The organism is Sinorhizobium sp. CB7 (assembly GCF_041357635.1).
Lineage (GTDB): Bacteria > Pseudomonadota > Alphaproteobacteria > Rhizobiales > Rhizobiaceae > Rhizobium.
Map to the genome: position 1 here is coordinate 37,680 of NZ_JAULLL010000017.1, position 24,069 is coordinate 61,748.

21 protein-coding genes and 1 riboswitch are annotated in these 24,069 nt (G+C 59.8%); of the genes, 8 read left to right on the top strand and 13 right to left on the bottom strand.

The window, feature by feature from the left end:
* The first annotated feature begins 164 nt into the window (after nucleotides 1-164).
* Both AAE029_RS26990 and AAE029_RS26995 read left to right on the top strand, forming a co-directional pair.
* Complete coding sequence (locus tag AAE029_RS26990; RefSeq protein WP_371075982.1) at nucleotides 165-1,310, top strand: HlyD family secretion protein; 1,146 nt, start codon at nucleotides 165-167, stop codon at nucleotides 1,308-1,310.
* Nucleotides 1,310-2,917 carry a DHA2 family efflux MFS transporter permease subunit gene (locus AAE029_RS26995; RefSeq protein WP_371075983.1) on the top strand — a complete coding sequence of 536 codons (1,608 nt, stop codon included), beginning with the start codon at nucleotides 1,310-1,312 and terminating at the stop codon, nucleotides 2,915-2,917. Before AAE029_RS26990 ends, AAE029_RS26995 begins: the two co-directional genes overlap by 1 nt.
* Nucleotides 2,918-3,064: 147 nt before the next feature.
* Here the strand turns inward: AAE029_RS26995 and AAE029_RS27000 are convergent, their stop codons facing one another.
* The 3 genes from AAE029_RS27000 to AAE029_RS27010 all read right to left on the bottom strand — a co-directional run bounded on the left by AAE029_RS27000 (nucleotide 3,065) and on the right by AAE029_RS27010 (nucleotide 5,480).
* Nucleotides 3,065-3,721: a phosphoribosyltransferase gene (locus tag AAE029_RS27000; protein WP_371075984.1), complete on the bottom strand. Its 657-nt coding sequence runs from the start codon at nucleotides 3,719-3,721 to the stop codon at nucleotides 3,065-3,067.
* A 2-nt stretch (nucleotides 3,722-3,723) separates the two neighbouring features.
* Nucleotides 3,724-5,052 carry an erythromycin esterase family protein gene (locus tag AAE029_RS27005; protein WP_371075985.1) on the bottom strand — a complete coding sequence of 443 codons (1,329 nt, stop codon included), beginning with the start codon at nucleotides 5,050-5,052 and terminating at the stop codon, nucleotides 3,724-3,726.
* Nucleotides 5,053-5,216: 164 nt separating this feature from the next.
* Nucleotides 5,217-5,480 carry a hypothetical protein gene (locus AAE029_RS27010; protein WP_371075986.1) on the bottom strand — a complete coding sequence of 88 codons (264 nt, stop codon included), beginning with the start codon at nucleotides 5,478-5,480 and terminating at the stop codon, nucleotides 5,217-5,219.
* Nucleotides 5,481-5,635: 155 nt separating this feature from the next.
* Between AAE029_RS27010 and AAE029_RS27015 the strand changes: the two genes are divergently transcribed.
* From AAE029_RS27015 to ribA, 3 genes are all read left to right on the top strand, one after another.
* A complete protein-coding gene (locus tag AAE029_RS27015) occupies nucleotides 5,636-6,100 on the top strand; it encodes an NUDIX domain-containing protein (protein ID WP_371075987.1) in 465 nt (154 codons plus the stop codon).
* A 208-nt stretch (nucleotides 6,101-6,308) separates the two neighbouring features.
* Nucleotides 6,309-6,458, top strand: a riboswitch (FMN riboswitch).
* A 141-nt stretch (nucleotides 6,459-6,599) separates the two neighbouring features.
* Nucleotides 6,600-7,073, top strand: coding sequence for a 6,7-dimethyl-8-ribityllumazine synthase (locus tag AAE029_RS27020; RefSeq protein WP_371075988.1), 474 nt, complete (start codon nucleotides 6,600-6,602; stop codon nucleotides 7,071-7,073).
* A 159-nt stretch (nucleotides 7,074-7,232) separates the two neighbouring features.
* Nucleotides 7,233-7,856 (top strand): GTP cyclohydrolase II RibA, encoded by a 624-nt coding sequence (gene ribA / locus AAE029_RS27025; RefSeq protein ID WP_371075989.1) that lies wholly within the window; start codon nucleotides 7,233-7,235, stop codon nucleotides 7,854-7,856.
* 10 nt (nucleotides 7,857-7,866) lie between these two features.
* On the opposite strand, the gene AAE029_RS27030 is transcribed toward ribA, so the two are convergent.
* Nucleotides 7,867-9,270: a PLP-dependent aminotransferase family protein gene (locus AAE029_RS27030; RefSeq protein ID WP_371075990.1), complete on the bottom strand. Its 1,404-nt coding sequence runs from the start codon at nucleotides 9,268-9,270 to the stop codon at nucleotides 7,867-7,869.
* 852 nt (nucleotides 9,271-10,122) lie between these two features.
* On the opposite strand from AAE029_RS27030, the gene AAE029_RS27035 reads away from it, so the two are divergent.
* On the top strand, nucleotides 10,123-12,033 hold the full coding sequence (locus AAE029_RS27035; RefSeq protein WP_371075991.1) for a potassium transporter Kup: 1,911 nt from the start codon (nucleotides 10,123-10,125) through the stop codon (nucleotides 12,031-12,033).
* A 45-nt stretch (nucleotides 12,034-12,078) separates the two neighbouring features.
* Nucleotides 12,079-12,603, top strand: coding sequence for a hydrolase (locus AAE029_RS27040; RefSeq protein ID WP_371075992.1), 525 nt, complete (start codon nucleotides 12,079-12,081; stop codon nucleotides 12,601-12,603).
* A gap of 3 nt (nucleotides 12,604-12,606) precedes the next feature.
* Here AAE029_RS27040 and AAE029_RS27045 read toward each other — a convergent pair whose 3' ends face one another.
* From AAE029_RS27045 to AAE029_RS27060, 4 genes are all read right to left on the bottom strand, one after another.
* Nucleotides 12,607-13,176, bottom strand: coding sequence for a DUF4334 domain-containing protein (locus AAE029_RS27045; RefSeq protein ID WP_371075993.1), 570 nt, complete (start codon nucleotides 13,174-13,176; stop codon nucleotides 12,607-12,609).
* A 119-nt stretch (nucleotides 13,177-13,295) separates the two neighbouring features.
* Nucleotides 13,296-14,264, bottom strand: coding sequence for a substrate-binding domain-containing protein (locus AAE029_RS27050; protein ID WP_371075994.1), 969 nt, complete (start codon nucleotides 14,262-14,264; stop codon nucleotides 13,296-13,298).
* Complete coding sequence (locus tag AAE029_RS27055) at nucleotides 14,251-15,573, bottom strand: ABC transporter permease (RefSeq protein WP_371075995.1); 1,323 nt, start codon at nucleotides 15,571-15,573, stop codon at nucleotides 14,251-14,253. The genes AAE029_RS27050 and AAE029_RS27055 overlap by 14 nt, the downstream gene beginning before the upstream one ends.
* Nucleotides 15,570-17,168, bottom strand: a complete 1,599-nt coding sequence (locus AAE029_RS27060; RefSeq protein WP_371075996.1) for a sugar ABC transporter ATP-binding protein — start codon at nucleotides 17,166-17,168, stop codon at nucleotides 15,570-15,572. The genes AAE029_RS27055 and AAE029_RS27060 overlap by 4 nt, the downstream gene beginning before the upstream one ends.
* A 204-nt stretch (nucleotides 17,169-17,372) precedes the next feature.
* On the opposite strand from AAE029_RS27060, the gene AAE029_RS27065 reads away from it, so the two are divergent.
* A complete protein-coding gene (locus AAE029_RS27065) occupies nucleotides 17,373-18,389 on the top strand; it encodes a LacI family DNA-binding transcriptional regulator (protein WP_371076093.1) in 1,017 nt (338 codons plus the stop codon).
* Nucleotides 18,390-18,530: 141 nt separating this feature from the next.
* Here the strand turns inward: AAE029_RS27065 and AAE029_RS27070 are convergent, their stop codons facing one another.
* The 5 genes from AAE029_RS27070 to AAE029_RS27090 form a co-directional block, all read right to left on the bottom strand.
* Entirely contained in the window at nucleotides 18,531-19,397 is an 867-nt protein-coding gene (locus tag AAE029_RS27070; RefSeq protein ID WP_371075997.1) for an efflux RND transporter periplasmic adaptor subunit, read from the bottom strand.
* Nucleotides 19,394-19,603: a DUF1656 domain-containing protein gene (locus AAE029_RS27075; RefSeq protein ID WP_371075998.1), complete on the bottom strand. Its 210-nt coding sequence runs from the start codon at nucleotides 19,601-19,603 to the stop codon at nucleotides 19,394-19,396. The genes AAE029_RS27070 and AAE029_RS27075 overlap by 4 nt, the downstream gene beginning before the upstream one ends.
* 4 nt (nucleotides 19,604-19,607) lie before the next feature.
* Complete coding sequence (locus AAE029_RS27080; protein WP_371075999.1) at nucleotides 19,608-21,677, bottom strand: FUSC family protein; 2,070 nt, start codon at nucleotides 21,675-21,677, stop codon at nucleotides 19,608-19,610.
* Nucleotides 21,674-22,144, bottom strand: coding sequence for a MarR family winged helix-turn-helix transcriptional regulator (locus tag AAE029_RS27085; RefSeq protein WP_371076000.1), 471 nt, complete (start codon nucleotides 22,142-22,144; stop codon nucleotides 21,674-21,676). Before AAE029_RS27085 ends, AAE029_RS27080 begins: the two co-directional genes overlap by 4 nt.
* 104 nt (nucleotides 22,145-22,248) lie before the next feature.
* Entirely contained in the window at nucleotides 22,249-23,949 is a 1,701-nt protein-coding gene (locus tag AAE029_RS27090; RefSeq protein ID WP_371076001.1) for an ABC transporter ATP-binding protein, read from the bottom strand.
* Between the last annotated feature and the right edge of the window lie 120 nt (nucleotides 23,950-24,069).

Genomic DNA, 24,069 nt, shown 5'->3' on the forward strand with positions numbered 1-24,069 from the left:
TTTTTGATCTAAAGGCGAATTCAGATTTCAGGTCGATTCAACCTGAAATCATCGGGCGCTAATCGCAAGCGCAACAATGAATGGATGCGGCTTTTCGTCCAGGAACCTATCGTTGTTTTCAACGTTTAGTTCGTCTGTTCAGCGCAAAAAATTCGAGATCTATCGTGCCTGACAATCAACACTCCTTACTAAAGGATGAAAAAGGCGAGCGTTGGGAGAACCGCCCAACGCAAAAAGAAGACGATGCGCCCGAGCAATCGGAAGAAAATCGCCCGTCCTACATTCGCCGCCATCCTGTCGCCGTCTCGCTTATGCTGCTTGTCGTGGCAGCTCTTGCGGTCGCCGGCTATTTCATCTGGCTCATATATTTTCATCCATATGAGACGACCGATGACGCCTTTATTGACGCTCGAAGCTTTTCGGTTGCTGCAAAAGTGTCGGGCTATGTTTCCGAAGTTCCGGTCACAGACAACCAGCATGTGAAGGCGGGTGACGTCATCCTGAAGATTGACCCCCGCGACTTCCAGATCGCACTCGACCAAGCCAACGGTCAAGTCGGTGTCGCAAAGGCGGCGATAGCAAGCGCGGAAGCGCAGATTGACGCTGCCGGCGCGGCGGTAGACGAAGCAAAGGCGCAGCAGAATTCCGCCTCGGCCGCCCTTGAATACGCCCAGGACGAGGCCGCGCGCCAACACCAATTGCTCAAGAGTGGCGCCGGGTCCGAGCAGGCGGCCCAGCAGGCGAGTTCCACCTTAAGTCAAAGCCAGGCGAGCTTCGCCCAATCGCAGGCGAGCGTCACATCGGCGCTGAAGAACAAAGCAGCCGCCGAAGCGCAGCGCGCCAGCGCCATCGCCAGCCTGCATCAGGCTGAGGCGCAGGTAGAAGCGGCCCAACAGAACCTGAACTACACGACAATCACTGCCGCTCAGCCGGGCCGCATCGTTCGGCTGAGCGGCGCCAAGGGCCAGTATGTCGAAGGCGGACAGTCCGTCTCGATGTTCGTTCCGGACGAGGTCTGGGTTACCGCCAATTTCAAGGAGACTCAGTTGACAGACATGCGTCCCGGTCAGCCTGTGAAGCTGACGATTGACGCCTATCCTGATCGGCCGCTCAACGGGAAGGTAGCCTCTGTCCAGCCGGGATCCGGCACCGCCTTTTCCCTGCTTCCGGCGGAGAACGCGACGGGTAATTTCGTCAAGGTGACTCAGCGCGTCCCGGTCAAGATCGTCATCGACAACTGGCCGCCCGATGTCGCGGTCGGCCCCGGCATGTCGGTGGTACCGACCGTCACTGTCCGCCCGAGAAGCTGATGAGCGGCGCGGCAACCACGGCCAACGGAGCGGCATCCTCGTCGCGCGCGTCCAATCCGTGGCTGATTGCGCTTGTCGTCTCGCTCGCGACCTTCATGGAGGTCCTCGACACGACGATCGCCAATGTGGCGCTGCGTTATATTTCCGGGGGGCTTGCCGTGAGCTCCGACGAAGCCTCCTGGGTCGTGACGACCTATCTCGTCTCCAACGCAATCATCCTCGTTGCAAGCAGCTTCATCGCCAAACGATACGGCCGACGACGCTTCTATCTGCTTTGCCTTGCCACCTTCACGATCGCCTCAATCCTCTGCGGCATGGCCTGGAACCTGCAAACCCTGCTGATCTTCCGGATGATCCAGGGATTCGCCGGCGGCGGGATGGTACCGATCTCGCAGTCCATCCTGGCCGATTCCTTTCCTCCGTCGAAACGCGGCCAGGGTTTCGCGCTCTTCGGGATTGCCGTCGTGGTCGCGCCCGTCATCGGGCCAACGCTTGGCGGCTATCTCTCCGACAATTTTTCGTGGCACTGGTGTTTCCTGATCAACGGCCCCGTCGGAGCCTTCTCCTTCGTCCTGGTCTACATGCTGGTGAAAGAGCCGGATTCGCTGCGCAAGGAACGGGCGGAAATGCGCAGAACCGGCATTCGCTTCGACATCGTCGGCTTTCTCCTCGTCGCGACTTTTCTTGGGGCGCTGGAACTGGTGCTCGATCGCGGCCAGACGGACGACTGGTTCGGGTCGAATTTCATTATTGTCATGACGTCGATATGCGTCATCGCCTTCATCGTCTCGATCCCCTGGCTCATGACGAAATCAAACCCGATCATCGATGTGCGGCTGCTCGCGAGCCGGCAATTCGGCTCCTGCTTCATCGTCATGTTGGCGACCGGCGCAATTCTGATCGCGACGACGCAGTTCATCCCACAGGTTTTGCAACAGAATTTCGGCTATACGGCCACCTGGGCAGGACTGGCCCTTTCTCCGGGCGGTCTTGTCACCATGGTCATGATGTTCGTGGCCGGCCGCCTCTCGACGCATGTCCAGCCGAAATATCTGATCGCGATCGGCACCACCATCATTGCCGCTGCGATGTGGGACCTCACTCGCCTCAATCCCGATCTCAATTTCGGCTTCTTCGTATGGGCGCGCCTGTATATGGGGCTTGGCCTGCCGCTGATCTTCATTCCCATCACCTCGGCTTCCTACGACGGCCTGAGACCCGACCAGACAGATCAGGCATCCGCCCTGATCAATGCCGCACGAAATACCGGTGGCTCGATCGGCGTGTCGATCGCCTTGAATGTCCTGGCGCGCAGGGAACAGTGGCATCAGAGCCGGCTTGTCGAAAGCGTGATCCCGTCGGATCCGGCCTACCATGAGGCAATGCAGACTGCCTCGCGATATTTTGCTGAAAGAGGAGCAACAATAGCCGATGCCCAGTCGCAGGCAACTGCCTGGATCGGGCAGCAGGTGCAGACGCAGGCAAGTTACCTTGCCTTTATTGACGTCTTCTATGTGCTCATGCTGATTTCGGCATGCGTCGTTCCCCTCGCTCTGATCCTTCGCAGGATCGATCTCAAGAAAGGCAGTGAGCCAGGTCCGGGATGAGCGCATGACGCAGAGAGGCGGAAAGTCGAATGCTCTCTTAGAGCGGGATGCCGAAAAGTGTGAGCGGTTTTCGGCATAAATCCCGCTCTAACTCTTTGATGTAGATCAGGATGATTTCAGGCCGATTCGGCCTGAAATCATCCTGATCTAGGCCCCGCGGCTGCGGGACAGCAGATCGATTACCTCGCTATCGGTCGTCTGGGCGAAATCGATATAGTGATATCCGACAGCCCTCAATGTCTCGAGAGGGTAAGGGCAGACGATTCTGTCGACATCGTCCTTCATGCTCTGGAGAACCTCTCGCGGCGCCACCGGCACGGCAAGCAGCGTGCTTTTCACCCCGATGCGCCTCAGCCCTTTCAGGCCGGCCTTCACGGTTGTGCCGGTTGCGATGCCATCGTCGACGAGGATCGCATTCCGGCCCTTGAGGTTAATGGGCTCGCGCTCGCCGAGATAGGCCTTGCGGCGACGCTCGATTTCGGCCAGCTGCCTGGCGGCTTCCTCCTCCACATAGAGCAGCGTTGCCCCGCTATACCTCAAACCCTCTTCGTTGACGACCGTCTGCGGATCCTTGCCGTCGACAACCGCCGCCACGGCATATTCGGGATAGCCGGGCGCACCGATCTTGCGCACCAAAAGGATATCCAGCGGGGCGTGAAGGTAAGCGGCGATTTCAAAAGCAACCGGAACGCCTCCCCGCGGCAGGGCGAGCACGACGGGATCGACCACGGTTTCTTTGCCGATGGCTTCCGCCAGAACCCTTCCTGCTGCGGCGCGGTTTTCAAATTGGGCAGTGTCATACATGGCTACAATCCGAACGGATAGGTTTCGGGAACACCCTGCGGCCGGGTAGCCGAAATCGCCGTAACGGCCCTCGTCTCCTCAAACCAAATATAGCAGTCGAACTGTTCCGGAAGGATCGCCTCGAAATAATGGCTGTAGAATTCCGTTTCCGGACGGTAGATGACGCCGATCGCCCGCTCCAGCCTGCGCTCGGAAAGCGCGTCGCGCACCGAGCGGTTCCGCCCGCCGCGAAGATCGGTCAGTGAGCGGGGAAGGCCCACCTGGCGGAAGACCCGCTCATAGGAATCCGGCCGCGACGGATTGACGGACTTGACGTACATCGGTCCATCCCAGTCGTCGGCCGCAGCCACGGTTCCGCGATCCGTGCCGAAACCGACGAGCATTGCATCGTCGTCATAGGCAACACGCACCAGCTCACCGATATTGAACTGGCCATCCCAGCCCATGGCTGTCGCAGCAGCATTGCCGACATGCGAATTGTGCGCCCAGACCACGGCCTTTGCCTTCGGCCGGTGAGCCATGAGGCTCTGCAGCGTCTCGAACATGTGCCTGTCGCGCAGATTCCATGAATCTGTGCTGCTGCGATACATCGCCCGATAATAATGCTCGGCGGTCGCAACGATCCGGGCATTCTGCGCCGCGTCGAAGAACTCCTCGCCGTCACGGGCGCAATAGTCCAGTTCACGCTCCAGCAGTTGCTGAAGTTGCGCCACAACGGCGCTCTCACATTCCTCCTGCACCCCGGAACGGATAGCTCCAACATAACGTGCGGGCCGCTCCTGCCACGGTGTCACGCAGGCATAGCGCTCCCGCGCCCGAGCGGCCTCTTCAGGATCGATGCTCTGAAGATAATTGAGCACGACATTGACGGAACCGTGCAGGGAATAGATGTCCAGTCCGCGAAACTCGACTCGCTTCTTGGGCTCCACTGTCTCATTATGGGCGCGCATCCAGGAAACGAACGCTTCGAACTCCGCGTTGCGCCACATCCATTCCGGAAAGCGCACGAAGGATTCGGCGTCGTAGGCACGCGGCTCGCGATGCCGGACATAACGGTCGATGCGCTCGGCATCCGGCCAATCGGCCTCGACGGCGACAATGTTGAAACCATAGTGCTCGACCAGTGAGCGCGTTATCGCCGCTCGCGCCTGATAGAATTCCGCGGTCCCATGTGACGCTTCCCCGAGAAGGACGATCCTGGCGCCCGCAAACGGGTCGAAGAAGGCGCCGAATTCGATCATATGGGCAGGGTCCGGAAGCACCTTGCACGCATGGCCTATGGCGCGCGCAATATCGGTGGCATTATTGGGCCGCAGCTCCTGCAGCGTCATGATTGGTCTCCATACAGCGCCATACGCCAACATGACGTACAAAGGACGCTGTAGAACTTTGAATTTGCTGCATGATTTTGACCTTAAATCGATTCCGATTTAAGGAATCATGCAGAGGAACGCACACGTTTCCGCTGTCCAACGCCGCCCGCAGCGAATTGCAATTAGTGACGCGCCACGAACTTGCTGAACCGGCTTGTCTTGCCGCCTTCTGTCTCGTCCTGATAGAGAAAGGCGAGCTTGTTCTCATCGAATATCCGGAAGAACTCGTCCCAGGAAATTTCCTCCAGCGACTCTTCGGGCTTGCCGAAATCGATGCGCAGAATACCACCCGGGCCCTCGCCCTTGACCCGTGCCGGGTGGCCCTTGCGGGCTTCTACCCATTTACGGATCTGATTATGGTTCGTTGTCATGCTCGACGAGCTCATGAAAACCTCCATTGCGATATATCCAGGGATGCTCGAGTAACTTGCTGATGCTGACTTTGTTCCCTCGGCAGGCAGGCGCAGCAAGGCCGAATCGGTTGCGAAGATGATAAAAGCCGATGGAACCCATCATCCAACCGCACGAAAAGAGATCGAGCATGCGACACAGCGATGGAAGCGCCAGCGATGCGAACCCCGATCGGTCGGGACGGTCCATAAAGACCATCCGGGTCGCGGCGGCCCTTGTCGTTCATGGAAGTGAGACCCTTCTGGTCCGCAAGCGGGGAACCAGCGTTTTCATGCAGCCAGGTGGGAAGATTGAGCCAGGGGAGAGCCCGGATCACGCCCTTGCCCGAGAATTGGCCGAGGAGATCGGCCTCACCGTCGATCCTGCCGCCTTGATGCCCTTCGGGCGCTTCGAAGCGCCCGCGGCCAATGAACCCGACCATATGGTCGTTGCGGACGTCTTTCGGCTTGACATACAAAGCCGGGACGTCAAGTCAGCGGGGGAAATCGAGGAAATACGATGGATCTCGCCGATCGATCCGGGTGACCTGACCATGGCGTCGCTGACGGCGGACGATATCCTTCCATCCTATCGGGATAGGCTGTCGAAGGGCTGATGACGATCGTACCATTGCGGGTCGGCAATGCCCGAGAGGAGGCTTAGAACCAGATGATTTCAGGTCGAAACCGACATCGTTTTTATCTGCGCGCGAGTGTGTCCGTACCTCCGAACAAAGAAAATCGCTTGCCCGATCAATGTGTTACCCATGCAGGCGACAACGTGCCCCACGTCCATTGCGTTTCGACGAAATAGCCTTATGATCGCGATGTTCTCAGGGCGGGGCGAAATTCCCCACCGGCGGTATCGGGAGTGATCCCGGAGCCCGCGAGCGCTTCCGGCACCAAGCCGGAAGGTCAGCAGATCCGGTGAAATGCCGGAGCCGACGGTTACAGTCCGGATGGAAGAGAGCACGCTGGAAAGCCCCCGAGCGGGAGGCTGACCAGGCATGTTCGCCCAAGGGGAGCTTGGGCCGCATATGCTGTCGCTCGACAGTGAATAGCGGCTTTTGTTTCAACCGTGCCGGCCTCGCGGCACAACCCTTGAAAGGCCAGAAAATGACAATCGCTATCAAGCCGGAACAGAAGAGAATCGCGATCATCCGTGCCCGTTGGCATGCCGATATCGTCGATCGATGCGTCACCTCCTTCGTGGAGGAATGGGTCGCACTCGGCGGTGCTGCCGCCGACGTCGACATGGTCGATGTGCCCGGCGCCCTCGAAATTCCCCTTCACGCGCAGACACTGGCGCGGACTGGAAGATATCAGGCGATCCTTGGATGCGCCTTCGTGGTCGACGGCGGCATCTATCGCCACGATTTCGTGGCGGGAACCGTTCTCGACGGCATGATGCGGGTGCAGCTCGATACGGACGTTCCCGTCCTCTCGGCCGTCCTGACGCCACATAACTTCCAGGAGTCCGAAGCGCATATCCGCTTCTTCAAGGATCACTTCGTAATCAAGGGCCGCGAGGCGGCAAACGCCTGCCGGTCCATTCTGGCGGCGCGCGCAAAGGTTGCCCTGGTAGCCTAGCAATCTTCCTGAGGCCGGACGGGCGCCGACTCGGATCGACGTCCGGCCAGAAGAACCCATCCCAGCGGCATCGTCGCGATGTGTTTTCAGCCACGGCAGGGCCGGTCGGCTGCGAGCAGTGCCGGCGGCTATCCTTAGACAGCTTCAAGGGTGCAAACCATGCATGAACGAAAAATTCGCGTCCGCCGGAAGGTGGAAATTCCCATCGACGGTCCCGAAACGCCGACCTTCGTAACCTTTGACGGCTTCAGCAAGCACGAGGAACACTTCGCTCTTCTTTTCTCCGGCAACAGTGAAAACAAGGCCCCGGTGCCGCTAGTCCGTGTGCACTCGGAATGCCTGACCGGCGACGTCTTCCACTCCAAACGTTGTGATTGCGGCGCGCAGCTTCGCTATTCGATCGATGCCATCGGTCGGCAAGGAGGAGTTCTGGTCTATCTTCGCCAAGAGGGGCGCGGCATCGGCCTCAATGCCAAGATCGACGCTTACGACCTGCAGGCGAAGGGATACGATACTTTCGCCGCGAACCTGGCACTGGGGCACCCGGAAGACGCCCGGGATTTCACGGTGGCTGCCGATATGCTGAAAGCGCTCGGTGTCGAGAAGATCCGTCTGCTCACCAATAATCCGGAGAAGGTCCAGCGGCTAAGGGAACGCGGCATCGATGTCGCCGAAGTTATTGAAACACCGTCTTTCGAAACGCCGGAGAACATCGCCTATCTGCGTGCCAAGCGTGATCTGCACGGCCACAAGGTCGTCCAGCATGACGGGGCGAATGAGTAACCGCTCGCTGTCAGAAGAACGCGGCCGTCATTTCGGGCGGCCCCTCGAGTGAATGCGCCATGAATTCCAGCGCGCTCTGCAGGCCGGCCCGTGTGGTCGGGCCGCCGAAGCAGACGCGAACGGCCTCCGGCGCGGGCGCCTCGACGGCAAAAGCATCGCTCGCGACCACGCCAATGCCGGAAGATCGCATATGGCTCCCAAAAGTCGACCGCGTCCAGCCGTGCGGCAGCGGCAGCCAGATATTGAAGGCAAGCGGATCGGCCCTGAAACTGCCCTTAGGCAGCACCGCCGCGGCCATGCTTTGCCTCGCTGCCGCCTCACTGCGAATGAAGCGCAGGATGGTGTCTGCCGTACCGTCCTCAATCCATCGCGTTGCCAGTGCGACGGTCAGCGGCGACGCCATCACGTTGTTGGCGCGCATCGCGCTGACAAAGGGCCAGATCGCTTTCGTATCAGGGGCGACGACATAGGCGAGGCGGAGACCGGCGCCGATGCATTTTGCAAGACCGCCGATATGCCAGGTGAGATCCGGAGCCATGGCCGCCAGCGGCGCCGGCGCATGGAGCGGTATGAAGCCATAGGCGTCGTCTTCCACGATCGGGACATGGTATCTGCGCGCGACAGCGCAAATCTGCTGGCGACGTTTCTGGGGGATCGTGAGCGTCAACGGGTTCTGGATCGTCGGATTGAGGTAAAGCGCCTTTGGCGCCAGGCGCTCGCAGGCCTCTGCGAAGGCCTCCGGAAGGATACCCTCCTCATCCATGGCAAGACCCGAGAGATTAAGACGAAGCTGGGCCGCGATCGAGCGCATGCCGGGATAGGTGATGTTTTCGGAAAGCACGGTTTCCCCGGGCTTCGCCAGAAGGCTGAAGATCGCCAGAAGAGCCGGATGTGCACCGGGTGTCACGAAAATGCGCTCCTGCGAGGGCACGACCCCGCGCCGGCTGAGCCAGGCGGCAGCCGCCTCCTTATCCATGCCGGACCCGCCGAAACCCTGATAGCGCAGCAGCGGAATGATGCTCGTCGCCACCGCCGACATCCCGTCGCGCATCCTTGCGATCAGTTCGGGATCATCAGGCTCGGGCGGCATGTTCATGGAGAGATCGACCACGGCGGCGCGGCGCGGATCAGGCGCGGCATCGAAAGCAAAACCGCGGCGTTCCCTGTCGATCCCGCCAGTGACGAAGGTACCGCGGCCGACATGCGAATCCACCAGGCCGCGTTTCTGCGCCTCGGCATAACCACGGGCGACAGTGGTGAAGTCGATATTGAGGCGCTTCGCCAGTTCCCTTTGCGGCGGCAGTCGGTCGCCAATCACCAGATGCCCGCTTCTGAGATCCATCTCGATGAGATCGGCGATCGCCATGTAGCGGGGACTGCTGCTGCGGGAGAGATCGGGATGCCAGTCTTTCATTTTGGCGATTTCAAAATCTCAGAGAACTGTTGGGCATTGACCGTATATTGTTGCATCCTATCGCTGTCATGAAAAACATCGCTGCGCAAGATCAGTCAGCCGCTGCTGGCTGAACGCCGCATCTATTGCGAGGAGCTCTTTTCAAAACAGATGCTGCCGTCGACAATTGACAGCATATTGAATGTAGCCATTTCGAGCATTGCGGCATGCCACATAGAAGGCAACAGGGAGCCGTCGGCAGCGCCCTGGACAAACCGCCGACATCCAATAGGCAAGGTCATCTTCAATGACCAATTGCAACGATTGACGGGAGCTTGGCTCCCGTCAAATGCCCGTCGCGCCGGGTGCGGCGATGCAGCGATCAGCCGCGACTATGGGCGCTCTATGCATTCGTTGCAGATACCGTACTCCATCGTTTCCCTGGCAGACACTTCCACCAGCCGCTGACAGCAAAGACACCTGACGGTGTTGCGGCCCGAACGCACGCAGCGCGGCGGCGGGAGGATCTCCATATCCGCTTCGGCACGGCTTTTTTTCGTTACCTCGAGCATGGTTTTCTCCAGCATCGGTGTTGCCATGCTAAGATAGGAAGCCTTGCCGTTTACGCCAATGGCTTCAGGGATCCGGCGGAGCAATTAGATCCTGTTGTTCTGCCTGTTGCGAGGAACAAAAGGCCAGCGCGGCGATTAGTTTGCATGGATTTTGGAGGAGACCGCCACGAAGCCCGGCCATCGGTAGGCGGCCAAGGTTATTTGCAATGCAACCGGGATTTGATGACGCCACTGACTTTCAGGCACGGCGCGACATCCGACCTCCTGTTGAAAGCCTTCTGGGAGAGAGGACACCATTATCTTGACCACCACTCAACTCCGCGCTGGAGATCCGGAACTCGAAACAGCTGGATCCACCGATAGTCTTCCTCTTCTCGTCCTTGGCGCCCTTGGTGTTGTCTATGGCGACATCGGGACAAGTCCCCTCTATGCGTTCAGGGAGGCCTTGCGTGCCGCCGGGCACGGAGGAAACGCGGTCGGCGAGCTGCAGGTCCTCGGGCTCCTCTCTCTCATCGTCTGGGCACTAACCTCGATCGTGGCCTTCAAATATGTCGGCTTTGTTCTCAAGGCGGACAACAAGGGAGAAGGCGGTACGCTCTCCCTGATGGCCCTTGCCCGCGACAGTTTGCCGGGCCGACCCGTCTGGATTCTCGTCCTCGGCGTCATCGGCGCATCGCTGTTCCTCGGCGATGCGATCATCACGCCGGCAATCTCCGTTCTGTCGGCCGTAGAGGGCCTGGAAGTGGTGGCCCCGCAGCTGGTCCAATGGGTCGTTCCAGCCACGATCGCCATTATCACTGCCCTGTTCTTCGTTCAGCGGTTCGGCACGGGCGGGGTTGCATCGGTGTTCGGCCCTATCACCGCGCTCTGGTTCCTCGCGCTCGGAGCATCTGGGCTGCTGCACATAATCGAAGAGCCGGGCGTTCTTTCTGCGTTCAATCCGTACCACGGCGCTCGCTTCATTATTCAGCATGCAGATATTGCCATCCTGGTCCTCGGTGCAGTCTTCCTCGCCGTCACCGGCGCCGAGGCGCTTTACGTCGATCTCGGCCATTTCGGCCGCCGGCCGATCGTCGTTGCCTGGTTCTCGATCGTGTTTCCCTGCCTGCTGCTGAATTATTTCGGGCAAGGGGCTTTCATCCTTGCAAATCCGGAGGGGGCCTATCATCCCTTCTTTGGCATGCAGCCGGAATGGGCTCGAATTCCGATGGTCGTGCTCGCGACGAGCGCCACTGTAATTGCCAGTCAGGCGGTGATTTCCGGCGCCTACTCCCTTATCCGTCAGGCGATGCACCTCAACCTCCTGCCGCGATTCAACATCCTGCATACGTCTGAGACCCAGGCCGGACAGATCTTTATGCCGCAGGTAAATCTTCTGCTGTTTATCGCAGTCGCGGTGCTGGTGATCAGCTTCCGCAGTTCCAGCGCTTTGTCAGCGGCATATGGAATCGCCGTGACCGGAGAAATGCTGATAACAGCGGTTCTGCTCTTCGTGGTCATGCGGCGTCTCTGGGGATGGAAGACCACGCTGACCCTCTTGGTGATCGTACCATTGGCAACCATCGACCTGAGCTTCTTTGTCGCCAATGCCGCGAAATTTCCTCAAGGGGGCTGGGTTTCGGTCGTCGTCGCCTCCACGATTGCGTTTCTCATGCAGACATGGCTGTCCGGACGCAAATTGCTGGCCGACAGGACAAGGGCCGACGAGGTACCCCTCCGCCTCATCCTCGACAATCTTGCAACGAAGAAGCCCATGAGGGTGCCGGGTACTGCCGTCTTCTTGACGAGCGATGTCGATGGTGCACCAACGGCTCTGCTTCACAGCGTGAAGCATTACAAGGTTTTGCACGAGCACAACGTTATTTTGAGTGTTGTCACGTCGACTTCTCCCTTTGTCGCGGATGACGAAAAGATCTCCCTCGAGAGCTTCAATCCGATGTTCAGCCGCATAATCATCACCTTCGGCTACATGGAGACACCGAATATTCCGCGCGCGCTCATTTTGGCGCGCAAGCTCGGCTGGAAATTCGACATCATGTCCACCAGTTTCTTCCTTTCCAGGCGGACCATATTGCCATCGAAAAAAGGGGGAATGCCGTTTTGGCAGGATAGGATATTCATCGCGCTTTCACGCAATGCCAGCAGCGCGACCGAATATTTTCAACTGCCGACAGGCCGCGTCGTTGAGCTCGGATTGCAGGTCGTAATTTGAAGCGACAGGACGTCTTGAAAGGAAGTACTAGATGCGGACAAAAGCATGATCTACTTCACCAGCGACACTCATTTCGGCGACCATCGTGTGCTGCGTATCGACCGTCGCCCTTTTGCCGACATCACCGACCACGACGTCACGCTGATCCACTATTGGAATGCGGTGGTGCAGCCGGAAGACGATGTCTGGCATCTTGGCGACCTCATGTCCTCCCGCGCCGGTTCGGCCGATCAGCTGCTGGCCATGCTGAACGGCAGAAAGCACCTCATCATCGGCAACAATGATTCTTCCGAAGTCGTCAGCGCGCGAGGATGGTCGAGCGCCCAGCACTATGCCGAGCTTACGATCGACGGTCAGCTTCTGGTCCTCTGTCACTATCCCTTCAGGACCTGGAACAAGATCGGGAAAGGATCGATCAATCTGCATGGACACTCCCACGGCCGCCTGAAACCTTTGCCTCGCCAATACGACGTCGGGGTCGATGTGCAGGCGCTAAGACCTGTCACTCTTGCGGAGATTATCGAAAGAAGACAGGGCCCGGCTTCCGATGTGGCTGCCAGGGTGTCCTGATCATCAGGCCGAAACCCGGCATAGCAGGAAAAAATACCGACGATCGGAGGGCGTCATTTCCATCAGTCCGACGATCGTGTCCGCGTCGACTTGCCTGAAATAATCAATGATCGGCTGCCGGTCATAAATCATTGCAGCGCTTCGGACGCCAAGATAGTCGAGATCGCGCAGCCGCGCCGCCGGACCTATCGCGCGCAAGGCTCGCTGCAGATAGGCAAAACATCCCCGCATGACCGAGGATCGGCCGAGAGATCCGAATTTCAGCGCCAGCTTTAAGGGGATCCGCGCGGGATCGATTGCGGCGAGCCTGTTGCCTCGACCTGAAAACAGAAGCGGATCGACGCGGCCGTCATCGCGGAAGAGCTTTCCGTACCAGCCGAGATTTTCAAGGACGCCATCCAGCGGATGGCCGGTCTTCAAACCCCTACCCCGCCACAGTCCGCGCAGCCCGACCGAGCTGACCGGCGGCAGGCTTTCGAAGATCGCAAGCGCTTCCGTCTCCGGCAGCGGAACCCTCTGCCATTCGACAAGCCAGGAGGGCTGCTCATTTCGATCTGGGGACTCGTTGATCATTACTCGTCAGTATATCGCAGCAGTCTTGGTGAAAGGAACCGCTGCACGACCGGCGTGATAATGCCAACCCGGCGGAAGAGGCCACGGACAGCGCTGCCGTCCGTGGCCGAAGCTATCAATCAGAGACCGTTCTCCTTGAGGATCTGCGGCGCGTTCTCCTTCGTGACTTTCAAGGTATCCAGGGTGATCGTCTTCTCCACCTTTTCGCCATTGAGATATTTGATCGCCTGTCTCAGCCCTTCCGCTCCCGGTGTTGCGTAAAGGAAGGTGGCGCTGAGTTCCCCGTTGTTGACCAGGGTCACGCCCTCGTTCGGCAGAGCGTCGATGCCGATGAACTTGATATCCTTCTCGCGCCCCACATCCTTGGCCGCGAGATAGGCACCGTAGGCCATCGGATCGTTGTGACCATAGACAAGGTCGATCTTTTCGTTGTTGCGGAGCGCAGTCGCCATGATGTTATAGGCTTGGTCCTGCTTCCAGTCGCCGGACTGCTGATCGAGCAGGTATTTGATCCCCGGCTCCTTGTCGGTCATTTCATGGAAGCCGTTATGACGGTCATGCGCCGGTTCGGTTCCCATCCCGCCCCAGATCTCCACGACATTGCCCTGGGCCTTCCCCTTGCCGCCGAGCAATTCCACTGCATATTCGCCGGCCGCCCGGCCAATCAGTTTGTTATCGCCTCCGACGAACTGGGTGTACTTGTCGGTCTCGACATTCCGGTCCAGAACGAAGACCGGTATCTTGGCATCGATGGCCTGCAGGACCACACCCGTAAGACCGGCGGATTCCTTCGGCGAGATCAGCAGCGCATCGACTTCCTGGCGGATCAGGTTCTCGACATCCGCAACCTGCTTTTCCGTCCTGTCCTCGCCATCCGTGATGATCAGCTCGACTTCCGGATGCTTGGCGGCCTCGGCGATGATGTCCTTGTTGAACTGGGCGCGCCACGGCTCGATCGTTGTCGCCTGCGAGAAGCCGATGCGCCATTTCTTGTCCTGCGCGACGGCGCCACTTACTGGCAGAAGGGCAGTTGTTGCTGCCAGAGCGGCCGTCACGACGGCCAGGCCCAATATCTCACGACGTTTCATTTCTGTTTCCTCCAAGTGTTAGAGACACGGTCTCCGTTGACGGCCGCTCCTCCGCGGACGTTTTTCTTTTCTGCCTGGGGCTGAAGAGTTTGAAATGGGAAAGAATGTCGCCGGCGTTGCGCTCCTGGACGAGCACGGTGCCGATGATGATCATTCCTTTCAGCACGAGCTGAAGGTTGGAATTGATGTTGTGCAGCTGCAGGATATTGGACAGAAGCCCGAAGATCAGGACACCGCAGAAGGTGCCGGCAAGGCTGCCCCGCCCGCCCATGAGGCTCGTTCCCCCGATCACCACCGCCGCGATGGCATCGAGCTCGAGGCCGGCGCCCGCATCCGGTTTACCCTGCCTGTACTGGGCGACGTAAAGCACGGCGGCTATGCCGGCCAGCATGCCTGAGACCGCATAGGTCACGATTTTCACGCGTCCGGAATCGATGCCGGAAAGTCGGGCGGCCTCCTCATTGCCGCCGATCGCATAGACATACCGTCCGAACGGCGTGAAGCGCAGGACGACGCCGTAGATGACGATCGCGGCGATGAAGAACAGCCCCGGCATGGGCACGACGCCGAAGACCAGGCTGCGAAGAATATCAAAATCCGCCGTCGCATTGGAACCGGTATAGACCGGCAGCACGGCGTTGTTCTGTCCGGCGGTCAGGCGCGCAATCCCGAGCGCCGTGACCATCATCGCCAGCGTGACGATGAATGGCTGCAACCGCCCGACGACGATGATCACACCATTGAACGCGCCGAACAGCAATCCGACCGCAGGCGCGACGAGCAGAACACCGATCACGCCGAACTTCGACTGCACCTGCGGCAGCAGGAATATCAATAGCAGCGTACACAGAACGACGCCTGCAATACCCGGCAGAACCACGCCACGCATGCGGTCGAGCCTGACATCGCGCGCAAGCAGGCTCCCGCTCTTCGATTTCTCAATGTTGATAAAAATAAAGCGGACAATAGTGGCGCCGATCAGAACCGCGGCAAGGCCCGCTGTCGGAATGCCTAGTATAGCAGCGGACGTGTCGCCCGGCACGGTAAGAAGCATGGCGCAAACGACGCTGCAGATCGCCAGCACCGAGCCGACCGAAAGATCGATCCCGCCGGTAACGATGACCGCCGTCATGCCGGTCGCGATCAGTCCGGTCGTCGACACCTGCCGGAGCACATCGAGCAGGTTCCCATAGGACAGGAAGATGTTCTTGCCGGACGAGGTCAGCGGCGACCAGATGATGCCGATCAGGAATATCGCGATCAGGCCCCAATAGAGTTTCGTTCGCGTCAGCAGTTTGAGAATGGTCACGCAATCGCCTTTCCAGCATGTGTCCCGCGCGGAGCGGCCAATTGCATGATCCGCTCTTCGGTTGCGTCTTTCCTTTGCAGAATGCCGGTCTGCCGTCCCTCCGACATGACCAATATCCGATCGCAGAGATGCAGCAGTTCCGGCAGTTCCGAGCTGACGAACATGATCGCCAATCCCTCGCCCGCCAGCCGGAAGATCAGTTCGTAGATTTCGCGCTTGGCGCCGACGTCGATGCCTCTCGTGGGCTCGTCGAGAAGCAGAACCGACGGAGCAGTCGCCAGCCATTTGCCGATGACGACCTTCTGCTGATTGCCGCCCGAAAGCGTTCCGGCTACCTGCTCGATGTCGCTGCAGCGCACCCGGAGCGACTGCACGGCCCGGTTCGCCACCGCCCTCTCTCCGCGAAAAGACCTCAGGCCAAGTCGTCCGAGCCGGCCGACGAGCGGCAGCGCCACGTTGTTCACAATCGATTCATGCAGGTGCAGCCCGGTCGCCTTCCGGTCCTCCGTCACTAGCGCCAGCCCAAGATGACGGGCGTCCCGGGGCGAGCGAATGTCCACCCGCTGTCCGTTGATCAGGATCTCGCCGCCACGCCTGCCCTTGGCGGATCCGAATATGGTCTCCAGCACCTCCGTGCGTCCGGAGCCCAGCAGCCCGCCTATGCCGAGGATCTCGCCGGCGCTCACGTCAAAGCTTACCCCCTGCAGGACCTGCCGCCAGCCGTGGCGCAGCGCGACCGAGAGCGTGAGATCCCGCACGGAAAGGATGGATCTACCCGGCGGAGGACGATCGTTCGGCATTTCCTGCATCAGCTCGCGTCCAACCATCGCCGCGATAATGGTGGCCTCGTCGAGATCCGACATCGCCCGTGTCCACACATATTTCCCGTCCCGGAAGACGGTGACCCGATCGCTGAGATGCATGACCTCGTCGATGCGGTGTGAGATATAGACGATGGCGACGCCCTCGGCGGCGAGCTGCCGCATGATCGTAAACAGCCGGACGCATTCGCCCGGCGAAAGCGCGGAAGTCGGTTCATCCATGAAGAGGATGCGCGCCTCGATCGAAAGCGCCTTAGCGATCTCCACGAGCTGCTGCTCGCCAACCCTTAGCGACGACACCTTGGCTTCGGGATCAAGCGCTATTCCCAGCCGCTTGAGCAGCGCCCGCGCTGCTGTCAGCGACGATTTCCGGTCGACGAATATTCCTCCGAGCAGACGCTCGCGACCGAGAAAAATATTGTCCGCAACGCTCAGTTCCGGAACGAGATTCAGCTCCTGGTGAATGATGGCAATGCCTTGCCCCTCGGCCTCCCTGACTGACGAGAACCGGACCGGCTCGCCCTGCAGGAACACCTGTCCGTCATAGTCGGCGTAGATCCCTGAGAGGATCTTCATAAGGGTCGATTTGCCGGCCCCATTCTCTCCCATAAGGGCATGGATCTCGCCCTCTCTGAGATCGAAACGCACGTCACTGAGAGCCGTGATGCCGCCGAACGTCTTCGATATGTGCTCTGCACTGAGCACCGTCGCGTCGGGAAATTTATTCGACGCGTCGTCGCGGCCGGCATCCGGCGGGAAAACAGAATCAGCCATGACACGGGCGGCCTCCCTTCCCCCAATATCTCGACGATCTAACGAAAGGTATTCTAAACGTTTAGATAAAGTCAACGCGGAAAACATGCCGCAATGCGGCAATATTGCGATATTGGATGGGTTGAAATATCGTATGGCGGCCGATCTCGATGAAACGTTTCGGGAGCTAGAACGAAGATGCGCAAGAAATCGCTTTCTCCCACGATGATGGACGTCGCCAAGGCTGCCGGCGTGTCTGTGGCGACCGTCTCCGGCGTCGTCAACGGTTCGCTCGGTGTAAGCCCTCCTCTCAAGGCGCGCGTGGAAGAGGCGATCAGGACCATCGGATACAAGCGCAATACGATCGCCCGCAGCCTCAAGACCGGTATGACGCGAACCATCGGGCTGGTGGTCGCCGACATCACCAATCCATTCTTCACGGATGTTGTCGCCGTCATCCAGGACGTCCTGCACCGCGCCGGCTTCGCCGTGATGCTCTGCTCCACGGACGAAGACGTCGACATGCAGGACGAACACATCGGCCTGCTCCTCGACCGGATGGTGGACGGCCTGATCATCGCCCCGACGGGCGACGACAAGAACCTCAAGCGCATCCTGACGGAGACCGCGGTGCCGGTGGTGCTGATCGACCGGCTTTGCGAAGGCGTGGATACGGACGCCGTCGTCCTCGATAACCGGCAGGCCGTGCGCGAGGCCACAGCCTATATGATCAATCTCGGTCACCGGCGCATCGGTTATATCTCAGGCGCGCTGGACACCTCGACCGGGCGTGACCGTCTGGAAGGCTACAGAACAGCGTTGAACGAAGCGGATCTACCGCATGAGGAAATGCTCATACAAATCGGGAACTTCAGGGAAAAAGACGCCTACAAGGCTGCGATCCAACTCCTGGCCGGTGCCGACAGGCCGACGGCGATCTTTTCCGCCAACAACCTGATGGTAATCGGCGTCATGAAGGCGATCCGCGATCTCGGGCTGAAATGCCCCGACGATATCTCGGTTGCAAGCTTCGACGACTTCCCCTGGGCCGACGTCTTCCAGCCTCACCTCACCACGATTGCCCAGCCCGTCCAGGCAATCGGCGAACAGGCGGCAAAGCTGATTCTCGACCGGGTCGCGCAAAAGGCCAATGGCCCGAGGAAGCTCGTGCTACAAGGCCGCCTGATGGTGCGTGAATCCTGCCGCCCGCTTGGTCAACGAACTGCCGTTGCGATCGCCTGAAGCCGGATGATTTCAGGTCGGGTCAGCCTGAAATCTGATTCCGTCTCTAATCAAAAAGTTAGAGCGGGATGATGCCCGAAGACCGCACACGCTTCTCGGCATCCCGCTCTAGATCTCGCCGGTCCGTGCGGCAGAGCAAAATCAACCGTCCGACATGACCTCCACCGTCGCCGTCAAGCCGGCGATCAGCCTGGTTCCCTCTGGCACGTTTTCGAGGCTGATGCGCACGGGCACGCGCTGGGCCAGACGCACCCAGCTGAAGGTCGGATTGATATTGGCAAGAAGTCCGGTACCGGACGTGCGTTCGCGATCCTCGATACCGGTCGCGACACTTTCGACACGGCCTTCGATCTTTTCGGACTGCCCCATCAGGCGGATGGAAACCCGGTCGCCCACATGGATGCGCGGCAGCTTCGTTTCCTCGAAATAGCCTTCCACTCTCAATGAATCCGTATCGAGGAGGGCGACCTTTGCCACGCCCGCCGTCACATAGTCGCCGGGACGCAGGGTGAGGTTCGTGACGCTGCCGTTGACCGTCGCCCTCACTTCTGACCGGTCGAGATTGAGCTGGGCGAGATCGCGATTGGCAATGGCCTCCTCATAGGCGGCTTCGGCCTGATCCTGGGCAGTGCGCGCCTGCTCCTTTTGCTGCACGGACGCGGCCTCACCCAGCCGCTGCTGGCGGTCGTTCTCACGGCGGGCCTGATCAAGCGCCGCCTTGCTGCTATCGAGTGCCGCATTGGCTTGCGCCAGCGCGATCTTGAAGCGCTCGCGGTCGACATAGAAGAGCACGTCACCCTTCTTCACATCCTGATTGTCCTTGACGACGACCTCGCTGACCAGGCCGGAAACGTCGGGCGCGATGCCGACCACATCGGCCCGAAGGCGCGCGTCGCGCGTCCAGGGCTCAAACATGTAATGGCCCCAGAGGTCGCGACCAACGACGATGGCGGCAACGACGAAGACAAGCGTTACAAAGACACGAGCGGCGGTTTTGAGCGATTTCATGTGAAGTACCAACGTGTAAAGGATGAAGCAGCGCCGAGGAGCAGAACGTAGAGGGCGAGATCGAAGAGACCGCGATGCCAGACCAGCCTATAGGCGCCGATCCAGGCAAGCCCGCGTCGGATGACGATGCTTACGAGAAAGGTGAGGAGCATGAGGATGAGGAGGCGTGGCACATAGACGCCGTAAATATCGAACTCTGCAGGCATGGTGTTACTCAGCGGCAAGTTTAAGATCAAAGGTCACCGGCTCAGGCATCTCAGCGACCTCCGGTGGCGCATCGTTCGGGAACAGTGCCCGACGGAGGCCGACCAGCGCATCGATGGCTTGGCCACCCCTTTCGGGATCCCCGGACAAGATCGTCTCCAGGGCGTCATCGATCGACTGTCGCAATGCCTGCGTCGGATCGATCGCTTCGCCTGCCTTCACCCGGGCACGATAGAATTCCGAGATGCCGGAAAGAACCGTATCGATCGCAGTAACGGCAGGCATGCGCAGGTCGCCACGTGCCTGCTGCAGCATCAGCACGTTGAACCCGAGGCGGACGTCGGCAAAGCCGTCGACCTTCTTCAACTCCCGTTGCTCGATGGCTGCCAGGCGCGGCACCAGCTGCCCCAGGCGGTCGAGAATGCGCCCGGACAGGCGCTGGTAATCGTCGCGCCGTGTGCCCGATGCCGCCTCGGCAAGATCCGCCCAGCCGGCGCGAACCAGGCGTCGGGCGGCGATCTCCGCGCCGAAAGGCCGCGTGATCAATGTCCAGACCAGCGCGAAACCGACACCGCCGACGGCTGCTATCGCCTCGTTGACGAAGGTTGTGAAATCGGCGGTGTAATGATCCTGCAAGGCGATGAAGGACGCGCTGTTGATCGTCAGCAGCATGGCGAGCAGGTTGAACTGCGGTTTCGGAAGCAGGAGGCCGAGAAGCAGGAAGGGCGGCGCAAAGACCAGCACCAGCATCTCGTAGCTGTTGACGGCAGGCAGGATGCCGAAAATGTAGACGAAGGCAATGATGAGACTGACGCCGCACCAGATAAACATCGACGTGATGAATGGCGCGGGACGGTCGAATGCAGCAAAAAAAGAACAGGCGACGGCGGCCAGCGTGACGAAACCCGCGCCGTTTGCCCAACCCGTCCAGATCCAGAACATGCATGCAACGAAGGTACCGACGACGACCGAGCCGGCGGCAAATGCCAAAAGGCCGTAATCATAGTGTCTTACCCGTCCGACCACGCCATGGTGGCGGAAGACATATCGCCATGGACCGGAGTGACGGCCGCTAACGATTTCGTCACGCAGGGTCAGGCAATCCTGCCAAAGATCCACGATCTCCTTCAGGCGCGTCAGCGCGCTGGACAGAACCAGATCATTCCACGTGAAGGAACGATTGCGCTCCTGTAGGCGCGCGATTTCGCGGTTGAGGCTGTCGGCCGTCTCGTCCGAACAGTTGCCTCCCTTCTTCAACCAGTCTGCGACCGCATTCAGCACCGATATGAGGTCCTTGGGCAGGCCACCGCCGCTGCTCATCTTCAGCCTGTGCAGCCGGTCGGCCAGCGACGAGAACAATGGGAGAAGCATCAGCAGGCGGCCGCGCAATTCGCGGGCATGACGCACGATATCGCGCGTGCCGGCATCGTAGCCGAGCTGGCTGATGATGAGATCGAGGCCGGTGACGTCGGCTGCCAGCTTCTGGCGCTTGAGCGGTGTCGCGGGTGAAGCCCCCTCGCCTCGGAGGATTTCGTCGGCCCAGGTGCCGGCATCGTCCAGCCAAGAGGAGATGCGCTGGCCGAAGACCGTTCCGACGCTGGTCGGGAAAACGACGGCGCTGACGACGCTCGCGCAGACGATGCCGATGATGATTTCCTCGGATCGGGCAAGCGCCGTATCGAAGATTGTCTCGGGGGAGCCGACCGACGGCAGCGCGATCAGCGGAAGGGAATAGCCGGCGAGCATGAAGACATAGCTGCGCGACGTGCGGTCAAGCATCGAGATGAAAAGCAGCGTACCGGTCCACAGCGCAATGACCAGGCTCAGCAATGTGGGCGCGTTCACGAAAAGCGGTACGAAGAATACGGCAGCGGCAGCCCCAATCAGTGTCCCGAGCGCGCGAAAAAGGCCCTTGGAGCTGGTTGCGCCGGCAAGCGGATTGGCGACGACATAGACAGCCGCCATCGCCCAGTAAGGCCGGGGCAGATCAAGCGAGAGGGCGATGAAGAGCGCCGACATCGACGCCAGGAAGGCCTTGCCCGAGAACAGCCAGTCACGCCAGGATGGGAAAGTCACGATGCTGCCTCGGCCGGCTGATTGAACGCTGCGGGCTGTGGCGCATCCTCGAATGCCTGCAATACACGGATAGCCGCTTCGATGTCGGACTTGTCGACCTTCGCAAGAATTCTGCCGCGCAGTTCGTCAAGAACATCTTCCATGTGAGCGGCCAGCTTCTCGCCCTCCGCCGTCAGCCACAGACCCTTCGCACGCCGGTCAGTCGGATCGTCCTTGCGCACGACGAGACCAAGGGCCTCGAGCTGATCCAGCAGCCGTACGAGCGACGGTCCTTCGATGCCGACATGATTGGCCAGGACGACCTGCCGCACACCGCCGCCGAGACGGCCGATCCAGACCAGGGGCGAGGCGCAGGCCTCGGAAATACCATGCGCGCTCAGAGCCTGGTCGACGGCCTTTCGCCACTGTCGACCGGTCGTCAGGAGATTCATCGTGAAGATTCGTTGGAGCGAGTTTAGTGATTGCATAGGCACCTATTAGCATTAAAATAGTTAGCATTCAAATTATTTTTTGCTAAGCCGCAGTAGCCGCCTCGATCCGGGACAGCTTGACGAAAAGAGATCGGCTTGTTCTAAGGATGGTCATCGCTTCGACCATGTCTTCCCTCACCGAGCGACACCACCTGGTCGGTTTCAGCTATGACACTCAGTCGGTGTGTGATCGCCAGGACTGTCACGTCTCGCGACAGCGTTCTGATGTGCTCCAGGATGTCCCGCTCGGTTGCCTCATCGAGGGCGGCGCTCGCCTCATCCAAAAACAGGATTGCCGGATCCCCATAAAGTGCACGGGCGATAGCTATGCGCTGGCGCTCGCCGCCGGAGAGCTTCAGGCCCCGTTCGCCAACGGTTGTTTCGAAACCATCGGGTAGCGCTTCGATGAAAGGCAGGATCGCGGCCTTCTCTGCCGCCAGTTCTAAACGCACCTCGTCCCGTGGACGACCCAAAAGGATGTTGTCGGCCAGGCTCTCATTGAGCAATACCACGTCCTGCGGCACGACGGCGACGACGCCATACCAGTCTGCGCGATCGATTTGCGCAAGATCCACCCCATCGACGAGGATGCGGCCGACCTCCGGCTCGATGGATTTCAGGGCGAGCTTGAAAATAGTGGATTTACCGGAGCCGGTTTCGCCGACCAGGAAGGTGATGCCGCCGCGCTTTGTTGCGAAGGTGATGCCCTCTATGCCGCGGCCATTGCCATAGGCATAGCTGACATTCTCGAAGGCAATCCTGCCCTGCCGAGGCACGAAGGTCCGCGCATGCAAGACCTGCCTTTCCTCAGGCGCTGCCCACATCGTCGCCAGCGGAACGAGCGCTGCGCGTGACCGGGCGACGTCGTCAATGGCATAAGCGATCATCTCGAAGGGCATGTTGAGCTGGAGCAGCAGCGTGTTGAACAGCACGATGTCGCCGATCGTGAGCGCGCCGGCCTGATAGCGCGGCACGAGCAGCAGGAAGGTCACCGCGAACTGAATGGTGAGGGCAAGCCCGAGGAGTGCGATGTAGCCGACACGCTGCATCACATAGGCGCGCCAGTTGTCGCGCACTTCCGCTGCCTTCGCGGTAAAGCGCCTGCTCATCCAGCTATCGCTCCCGAAATGCCGCAGCGTCTCCATTGCGTTCATGGCGTTTCCGACAAAGCGCGCATTCTCCTGACCAGCCTCGACTGCCTTATCCAGGAAGACGCGCGCACGACGGGTGGCGATCAGCGTGAGCGTGATAGCGACCGTACCGTAGACGATGACGATTGCGGCGACCTCTATATTGATGAGTGCGCCGAGGGTTGCGATCGAAAGGACGATCTGCGTCACACCGGGGATGAAAACGATGAGCCCGAGCTGCACCAGTATCGTAAGCGCGCCTCGCCCTCGTGCGCTCGCATTCTGGATTTCGGCGGGATTGTGCTCCACGAAGAAGGCAGCAGTCTTCTTCAGCAATCGTTCAAAGAAGCGTGTGCCGGCGATAAAGCCGAGATTCTCAGCGCTCATGAACGAGAGGTATTGGACCATGTGTTGCAGGGCAGAGGACAGGCCGAGCAGCACGGCATAAATGACAAAGCCCCAGGCGAGCGTAGCAATCGCGCTCTCCTGGGGCAGTCGGTCAACCAGTCGCGAGAAGAGGAAGGGTGCTGCGACACTCGCAACACTGGAGAGAAACACGACGACAGCGACGAGCAGCAGCGTCCACCGGTCGGACTTCCAGTAGGCGCGAAGGACTTCAGAGACGGGTGAAAGTACGATGGTCTTCATCATGGCAAGAGCGGTTTCGTTCAATCTGGCTTTGCGGCAAAGTGGAGCGTGAAAATGCTGCGGAGCAGCCAACCGTTATCAGCAATGCTAGAGCAGGATGCCGAAAAGTGTGTGCGGTTTTCGGGCGACGTCCCGCTCTTACTT

What these genes read in the sequence shown, in the direction of transcription:
- AAE029_RS26995 (WP_371075983.1), top strand. Translation starts at nt 1,310, where the DNA reads ATGAGCGGCGCGGCAACCACGGCCAACGGAGCGGCATCCTCGTCGCGC.
- AAE029_RS27000 (WP_371075984.1), bottom strand. Translation starts at nt 3,721, where the DNA reads ATGTATGACACTGCCCAATTTGAAAACCGCGCCGCAGCAGGAAGGGTT.
- AAE029_RS27005 (WP_371075985.1), bottom strand. Translation starts at nt 5,052, where the DNA reads ATGACGCTGCAGGAGCTGCGGCCCAATAATGCCACCGATATTGCGCGC.
- AAE029_RS27010 (WP_371075986.1), bottom strand. Translation starts at nt 5,480, where the DNA reads ATGAGCTCGTCGAGCATGACAACGAACCATAATCAGATCCGTAAATGG.
- AAE029_RS27015 (WP_371075987.1), top strand. Translation starts at nt 5,636, where the DNA reads ATGCGACACAGCGATGGAAGCGCCAGCGATGCGAACCCCGATCGGTCG.
- AAE029_RS27020 (WP_371075988.1), top strand. Translation starts at nt 6,600, where the DNA reads ATGACAATCGCTATCAAGCCGGAACAGAAGAGAATCGCGATCATCCGT.
- ribA (WP_371075989.1), top strand. Translation starts at nt 7,233, where the DNA reads ATGCATGAACGAAAAATTCGCGTCCGCCGGAAGGTGGAAATTCCCATC.
- AAE029_RS27030 (WP_371075990.1), bottom strand. Translation starts at nt 9,270, where the DNA reads ATGAAAGACTGGCATCCCGATCTCTCCCGCAGCAGCAGTCCCCGCTAC.
- AAE029_RS27040 (WP_371075992.1), top strand. Translation starts at nt 12,079, where the DNA reads ATGATCTACTTCACCAGCGACACTCATTTCGGCGACCATCGTGTGCTG.
- AAE029_RS27045 (WP_371075993.1), bottom strand. Translation starts at nt 13,176, where the DNA reads ATGATCAACGAGTCCCCAGATCGAAATGAGCAGCCCTCCTGGCTTGTC.
- AAE029_RS27050 (WP_371075994.1), bottom strand. Translation starts at nt 14,264, where the DNA reads ATGAAACGTCGTGAGATATTGGGCCTGGCCGTCGTGACGGCCGCTCTG.
- AAE029_RS27060 (WP_371075996.1), bottom strand. Translation starts at nt 17,168, where the DNA reads ATGGCTGATTCTGTTTTCCCGCCGGATGCCGGCCGCGACGACGCGTCG.
- AAE029_RS27065 (WP_371076093.1), top strand. Translation starts at nt 17,373, where the DNA reads ATGATGGACGTCGCCAAGGCTGCCGGCGTGTCTGTGGCGACCGTCTCC.
- AAE029_RS27070 (WP_371075997.1), bottom strand. Translation starts at nt 19,397, where the DNA reads ATGAAATCGCTCAAAACCGCCGCTCGTGTCTTTGTAACGCTTGTCTTC.
- AAE029_RS27075 (WP_371075998.1), bottom strand. Translation starts at nt 19,603, where the DNA reads ATGCCTGCAGAGTTCGATATTTACGGCGTCTATGTGCCACGCCTCCTC.
- AAE029_RS27085 (WP_371076000.1), bottom strand. Translation starts at nt 22,144, where the DNA reads ATGCAATCACTAAACTCGCTCCAACGAATCTTCACGATGAATCTCCTG.